Annotated in this window: 8 protein-coding genes; 5 read left to right on the top strand and 3 right to left on the bottom strand. The window is 39.6% G+C overall.

From position 1 onward, the window contains the following. The first annotated feature begins 12 nt into the window (after positions 1–12). Entirely contained in the window at positions 13–432 is a 420-nt protein-coding gene (locus AAW12_RS00095; RefSeq protein WP_046671591.1) for a nucleoside-diphosphate kinase, read from the top strand. 139 nt (positions 433–571) lie between these two features. Here AAW12_RS00095 and ybeY read toward each other — a convergent pair whose 3' ends face one another. Beyond that, entirely contained in the window at positions 572–1,000 is a 429-nt protein-coding gene (gene ybeY / locus AAW12_RS00090) for an rRNA maturation RNase YbeY (RefSeq protein WP_046671590.1), read from the bottom strand. A gap of 48 nt (positions 1,001–1,048) precedes the next feature. Continuing rightward, positions 1,049–1,462, bottom strand: a complete 414-nt coding sequence (gene ruvX / locus AAW12_RS00085) for a Holliday junction resolvase RuvX (protein ID WP_046671589.1) — start codon at positions 1,460–1,462, stop codon at positions 1,049–1,051. A 322-nt stretch (positions 1,463–1,784) separates the two neighbouring features. On the opposite strand from ruvX, the gene def reads away from it, so the two are divergent. Beyond that, positions 1,785–3,011, top strand: coding sequence for a peptide deformylase (gene def, locus AAW12_RS25970; protein ID WP_046671588.1), 1,227 nt, complete (start codon positions 1,785–1,787; stop codon positions 3,009–3,011). A gap of 118 nt (positions 3,012–3,129) precedes the next feature. Here def and AAW12_RS00075 read toward each other — a convergent pair whose 3' ends face one another. Further along, entirely contained in the window at positions 3,130–4,119 is a 990-nt protein-coding gene (locus tag AAW12_RS00075) for an aspartate-semialdehyde dehydrogenase (protein WP_046671587.1), read from the bottom strand. A 576-nt stretch (positions 4,120–4,695) separates the two neighbouring features. Between AAW12_RS00075 and AAW12_RS00070 the strand changes: the two genes are divergently transcribed. From AAW12_RS00070 to AAW12_RS00060, 3 genes are all read left to right on the top strand, one after another. Continuing rightward, positions 4,696–5,643 carry an NAD-dependent epimerase/dehydratase family protein gene (locus AAW12_RS00070; protein ID WP_046671586.1) on the top strand — a complete coding sequence of 316 codons (948 nt, stop codon included), beginning with the start codon at positions 4,696–4,698 and terminating at the stop codon, positions 5,641–5,643. A gap of 2 nt (positions 5,644–5,645) precedes the next feature. After that, positions 5,646–6,371: a YebC/PmpR family DNA-binding transcriptional regulator gene (locus tag AAW12_RS00065; RefSeq protein WP_046671585.1), complete on the top strand. Its 726-nt coding sequence runs from the start codon at positions 5,646–5,648 to the stop codon at positions 6,369–6,371. A gap of 121 nt (positions 6,372–6,492) precedes the next feature. Beyond that, positions 6,493–7,259, top strand: a 767-nt coding sequence (locus AAW12_RS00060) for a hypothetical protein (protein ID WP_046671584.1), incomplete at its 3' end; no start/stop codon positions are given.

The following is a 7,259-nucleotide window of genomic DNA, read 5'->3' as shown; positions in this document are numbered from 1 at the left end:
AAAATTAAAATAATGGCAACTAACAGCACTTTTACGATGATCAAACCTGACGCAGTAGCGAACGGTCACATCGGTGCAATCTTAAACGATATCATTCCTGGTGGTTTTAAAATCATTGCAATGAAATACATCCAACTTTCTCAAGAGACAGCTGGTGCATTCTATGCAGTACACAAAGAGCGTCCTTTCTATGGTGAGTTGGTAAATTTTATGCCTTCAGGTCCTATCGTTGCTGCAATCTTGGAAAACGATAATGCCGTTGAAGATTTCCGTACATTGATTGGCGCGACTAATCCTGCTGATGCAGCTGAAGGTACAATCCGTAACAAATATGCTAAATCTATTGACGCAAACGCTATCCATGGATCGGATTCAGATGAGAATGCTGCTATAGAAGGAAACTTCTTCTTCTCTCAATTTGAAAGATTCTAGTCGTTAGAACAACATAAAAAAAGCGCTTTACAATTTGTAGAGCGCTTTTTTTATGTATTGCCCCCTTCGACTGCAGCCTAAAAAGAATCTCCAACCGTTCACTGAACCATAGCCCCTAATGAGTGTACGAAGGAATATGTTAAAAGTTTCTTTTACCGAGATACTCATCCTCCTTGGCCGTCATCTTGGCTTTATCTGCCGGCTTTTTATCCGGATAACCGCACAGATGCATGACACCATGAATGATAACCCGATGAAGCTCGTCTCGCACATCAACCTTAAATTTTTCGGCATTCTCCTGAATACGTTCCACACTGATAAAAATATCACCGGCGATGGTGTCGTCATATTCGGAAGAATCAAAGGTAACGATATCAGTATAGGTGTCGTGATTTAAATATTGCTTATTGATTTCAAGCAAGTAAGCATCCGAGCAAAGGATGAAGCTCAATTCGCCTACCCGTTTAAACCCTTCGCCTTTGATGGCATCAGCAATCCATTGGCGAATCTTTCCCTTTTCTTTTAATTTGAAATCCGTATCCTCGGTAAAAAATAATATGCTCTTCATCCTTCTATTTATTATTCATTCTTATTTGACGTATTAGTCGCTGTGTATCTAAAAATTACGGCTATCCATGTAGCTCTGCAAAATGATCGTTGCAGACACCGTATCAATCAGCCCTTTTTGTTGACGATCCTTCTTTTTTTTGCCACTTTGTGCGATCGCTGCAGAAGCCATTTTAGAAGTAAAACGCTCGTCTATTTCAGCGACAGCAATTGCGGGATAAGTCTTTTTCAATTTTCGAATAAACCCGACAACATGCTGTGCGGATTCAGAGTCGGTCCCATCCAGCTGCCGTGGCTTGCCTACAACAAAAGTTTCCACCTGTTCTGTCTGTAAATAATCGGCTAAGTATGTCCAGATATCCTGCGGGTGTACCGTTGTCAATGCTGTAGCAATAATTTGCATTGGATCGGTCACCGCAACCCCTATTCGTTTTGTACCGTAATCAAAGGCCATCAATCTCATGGATATATATTTTTCACAAAAATACAAAGTAGTCCTGAGTATTACACAGGAAGATGTAATATTTCAATTGCCCCCATCTTTTCAATACATGCCGTTTTAATTTTTGATCTTTTAATTCTGACTTTTTAATCAAAAAAAACTATAACTTTGATAGACTATTTAACAAAAGCAAACTAAGTTGCTTTTTGGGGCAATAGATCACCGAATTCAATCCGATCATAGCATGTCTACGGACTTACCCTATAAGTACACGGATCAAAATAACAGCAAAAGCAACAGGGCATCTCGCTGTGTGAAATCGGACAAATAAATATGTAAACAAATGAAAAAAACACTTATTGCCAGTTTCCTTTTGGCCTTATGCTTGAATACGCATGCTCAAAGTAAATACGAGCAACACATTACCGCTCTTCGTGAAGAAAAAGCCGCTGAATTGGCGAAAGAACAATATGGCCCATTAAAATCAGATCAAGTAGCTTTTTTGGATTACTTTCCTGTAGACGCCAGCTATAAAGTCAACGCCAAAATTGAGGTGCTGTTTGACGAACCGGTATTTCGGATGCCAACCTACGACGGCACTAGCAACGAGTACAAACGTTACGCCATCATAACATTTAATCTTCATGGAAAGGAACATACGTTAAATATCTATCAAAGTGTCGCATTATTTCAAAATCCTGCATACAAAAAACATTTATTTTTACCATTTTTAGATTTAACAAATGGTCAGGAAAGCTATAGTGGGGGCCGGTATATTGATTTATCCACAGACGACATTAAAGGAAACGATGTTGAGATAGACTTTAACAAAGCCTACAACCCATACTGTGCTTATAGCAACGGGTACCGTTGCCCAGTACCCCCAGTCGAGAACAATTTAGAAACAAAAATTATGGCCGGAGAAAAAGCATTTCATAAGTCAAAGAATGAAAGACCAGTCAATCTTAACGCAGGACAGGAGTTCAGTGCTGCCGACAAGAAAATCATTTTATCAGGAGATGAAAATGCAATTCTTCGCGTATTGCAAACAACAGACGATAAAGATCTGAAAGTTTTAAAAGCGACAAGCAGTGATGTCAAATACAACGACCCATTGATTGAGTCTCTTTCCAAAAGAATGTTCGCGACTGTACGTGATCCCAATCACCCCGGTGTAGGCATCGCAGCACCACAGATCGGCATCAATAAAAATTTAATCTGGGTACAGCGATTTGACAAACCGGATCAGCCATTTGAATTCTATGTGAATCCTAAAATTCTATGGCGCTCCAAACTGAAGCGCAAAGGTGCAGAAGGCTGTCTTTCTATCCCCAACCGGAAAGAAGATGTATTACGGAGTTATGCGATCCGCCTGCAATACATCAATAAAGAAGGTAAAGTTATCGAAGAAAATATCGAGGGTTTTACCGCTGTTATTTTCCAGCACGAAACGGATCATCTTTTCGGCATTCTATTTCCAGATCGACTGGAAGAGCAAAGCAAAGAAGCCTACGCACCGTTAAATGATAAGATTGAGTTTTCTATCCAACCCAAAACACTGACACCATAATTTATAGCCTCGGCATCAAAGACCAAATTATATAAATTGTGATTTGATAACAGGACAAAAAAGAGCCCCCATGAACGAATTCATGGGGGCTCAATATTTATTATGGAATCTACTTGAGTTAGATCAATCCTTTTTCAGCCAATAACTCCGCTACCTGAACTGCATTTGTTGCAGCACCCTTACGTAAGTTATCCGCTACTACCCACATGTTGAGCGTATTTGGCTGAGATTCATCACGACGGATGCGTCCTACAAAAACCTCATCTCTACCGTGTGCATCCTTTGGCATTGGATATTGTAGTGACGCAGGATCGTCAACAACAATACAGCCACTTTGCGCGGCTAAAGCTGCACGTACATCATTCAAATCAAAGTCATTTTCAAATTCGATATTCAATGATTCAGAGTGTCCACCCATAACAGGAATACGCACTGTCGTTGCAGTTACTTTAATAGAATCATCACGCATGATTTTATTTGTTTCCAAAATCATCTTCATCTCCTCTTTGGTGTATCCATTTTCTTGGAAAACATCAATATGCGGGATAACGTTCAGATCAATCTGATAAGGATAAGCTTTTTCCCCATCTTTTCCGGCACGTTCATCCATCAATTGATTAACCGCCTTAACACCAGTACCTGTTACAGATTGATAGGTAGAAACGACAACACGTTTGATTTTATATTTATCATGTAATGGCTTTAAAGCCACCACCATTTGTATAGTTGAACAATTCGGGTTTGCAATAATTTTATCTTCAGCAGATAACACATCACCATTTACTTCTGGAACAACCAACTTTTTCGTTGGGTCCATACGCCATGCCGAAGAATTGTCGATCACTGTAATTCCAGCTTCTGCAAATTGAGGGGCAAATTCTTTCGAGGTATCACCGCCAGCAGAAAATAACGCAACATCAGGTTTCAAAGCAATAGCCTCAGATGGTGTAACCACCTTATACTTCTTTCCCTTGAATTCAATTTCCTTACCCTTACTACGCTCTGACGCTACTGGAATTAATTCTGTTACTGGGAAATTTCGCGCCGCCAACACGGTTAGCATCTCAGTACCTACAAGGCCTGTTGCGCCGACTACTGCCACTTTCATTTTTGTCTGTGTTTAAATTGTGTATATTAAAATTGTTATTTGATTTTGTTTTTAGTTGATTCTCGAAGAATGAATTCTTCAAATTTAAAAAATATTCCCCAATTCCACTATTAAAATAACAAAATATTAAGCGCTTAGCTAAAAATGTCACAACATTTAGCATTTCCCCTCCTAAATTGCTAAAATGGAATCGTTAAGTTCTTTGATTCATGCTATAAAATTAGAATTAAAGCAATTCAAAAAAAATAAAAATTTTCACCGCTTATTCAAAAAAAAAGAACAAACGATTGAAACAGTTTAAAATCTCATAAAAACAGTCCCAAGAGTCTAAAAATTAACATTTTTTCCCGACTTCCTAAAAGGCCACAAAGTTGATAGATACTGAAAAGCCTTTATATTTGCATCATAAACCGCCATGGTTGAAATTTCATTTTTCATTACATGATGAAACGTAAATTATGTCAGGCTAGATCCTATCATATCGATAGGAAGAAACGAGCGAAGCGATTCATTTATATTTTGAGCATAAACACTCATTATAGTGAAAGCAGGAGCTTCATAAAATAAAACTTACAAATGAAAGAAAGCATTATTATCATTGGTGCAAATGGCCAGATCGGCACAGAATTAGCTATCGCCTTGCGCAAAAAATTTGGTGCAGAGAATGTTGTAACCACTGACATTAGAGAACCACAGATTAAAAGCCCTGACGAAAATTTCGAAATCGCTAATGTCCTTGACAAAAATGGACTCGAGACATTATTTCAACAATATAAACCTACTCAAGTATATCTATTAGCTGCCATGCTTTCAGCTACAGGTGAAAAATACCCTGAGAAGGCTTGGGAATTGAACATGAATGGTCTGTTGAATGTGCTTGATCTAGCCGTGAGCTATAAAGTTTCAAAGATATTTTGGCCAAGCTCGATTGCTGTTTTTGGACCGCATTCTCCGAAAACAAATACCGAACAATATTGCGTAATGGATCCGAACACAATTTATGGCATCAGCAAGCTTGCAGGTGAGCGCCTTATAGAATGGTATCAAGAACACCGTGGTCTGGATATTCGCAGTGTCCGTTATCCAGGTATCATTTCTTGGAAAACAGAACCAGGGGGTGGCACAACGGATTATGCAGTCGATATTTTTTATGAAGCATTGAAAACCGGGACTTATGCGTGTTTCTTATCTGAAAATACGGCATTACCCATGTTATATATGGAGGACGCCATCCGTGGTACACTCGAATTAATGGATGCACCCAAAGAAAGCCTAAGCATTCGTCATAGCTATAACCTTGGTGGAATTACGTTTACTCCAAAAGAACTTGCACAAGAAATTAAAAAAATTCTTCCTAATTTTGCAATCTCTTACATCGAGAACGATCCAAGACAACAGATTGCCGATTCATGGCCTGCTAGTCTAGACGATTCTTATGCAAGAAAAGACTGGAACTGGACGCCGGAATTTGACATCCAGAAGATGACAGTCGACATGATTGAAAATCTTAAAAACAAAATATAACAATGGGAAGAGCTTTCGAATTCAGAAAAGAGCGGAAATTCAAACGCTGGGCCAAAATGGCCGTTCAATTTACACGTTTAGGTAAAGAAATCGCTATGGCGGTTAAAGAAAGCGGCCCTCACCCTGAAACTAACTCGAGACTTCGTACAGCAATACACAATGCCAAGGCAGTAAATATGCCAAAGGATCGTATCGAAGCCGCAATCAAACGTGCTTCGGAAAAAGATTCAAAAGGTTACGAAGAATATGTATACGAAGGCTATGGCCCGCATGGCGTACCTGTATTAATTGAAACTGCAACAGATAACACCAACCGCACCGTAGGAAACATCCGTAGCTATTTCACAAAAGCAGGTGGTTCATTGGGGAAAACAGGATCATTGGATTTTATTTTCAATCGTAAATCCATTTTCCGTTTTGCTGCAACAGATGAACTGGACCTAGAAGAGCTTGAATTAGAGTTGATCGATGGAGGCTTAGAAGAATTGTACGTAGAATCTGATGAAGAAGGCAATGATATTGCTGTCGTTCAAACTTCCTTTGAAGACTTTGGTAATATGCAAAAATTACTGGAAGAAAAGGGAATTGAAGTAACATCTGCAAAATTGGAACGTATCGCATTATCGCATTCAGATATTACGGAAGAACAAGCTGCTGATGTATTGAAAATGATCGATAAAATCGAAGAAGATGACGATGTTCAAGCAGTTTACCATAACATGGCTTAAGCTATTGAACCTATAAAACTATAAAAAAGAGCGCTTGTCGCTCTTTTTTATTAAAAGCACCGCCTAGCCCCGTCAGAAAAATTACTACATTTGTAATAGACTAAATCAAACTCGTACCAGAATGACTTTTGAAGAATTTTTCATAAAAAAGAAAATTGATTTAAAAGCTTTAAAAGCTGCAGATGAACCTTTATTTGAAGAGTTCAAAGCACATTATTCTGCTATGGGAGAAAAGAGTTTTGACCACAGCAAAAAGTTTTGGTTCAACAAGCTTCGAAAAAGTTTCCATTTAGCAGAGGAGGAAACTGTTATTGCAAAACCTGTTGAAAAGCAGGTTACCCCAGATGCATCATCCGAGACCTCCAGGATTCCTACGGCAAAACCTGCAGGCTTTAAACCGCGATTCAAGGCTCCTTCTACAGCTGTAGTAGATGAAGTTCAGGCAGCATCCAAACAGGAAATAGCTGATTCAGCGGAATCCACTCCAGATTCAATACCGACAGGCTTCAAACCTAGGTTCAAGGCTGGAGTAACCAAAGCTCCTGACGCAGCGGCAAGCACTTCTGCATCCGACGAAACGACTGATGAGGCGATAACATCCGCTCCAAAACCTACGGGCTTCAAACCGAGGTTCAAGGTCGGAGTAACCAAAACAGAAACTGCTGAACAGACACAGCTGCCCGATACGAAAGACGAAATTAAGTTAGATGCGAGCGTAAAGACTGAACCTGAAAACAACAGCACAGAAACACAGGAACCTGCTGCCAGCAAGCCTACAGGCTTCAAACCGAGGTTCAAGGCCGGAGTAACAAAAGCTCCCGACGCAGCGGCAAGCACCCCTGCATCCGAAGAAACAACCGACGAAGCAACAACATCGGCTCCAAAACC

The organism is Sphingobacterium sp. Ag1 (assembly GCF_000988325.1).
Lineage (GTDB): Bacteria > Bacteroidota > Bacteroidia > Sphingobacteriales > Sphingobacteriaceae > Sphingobacterium.
The sequence above is the reverse complement of the archived record's forward strand: the minus strand, read 5'-3'. Positions and strand labels throughout refer to the sequence as shown.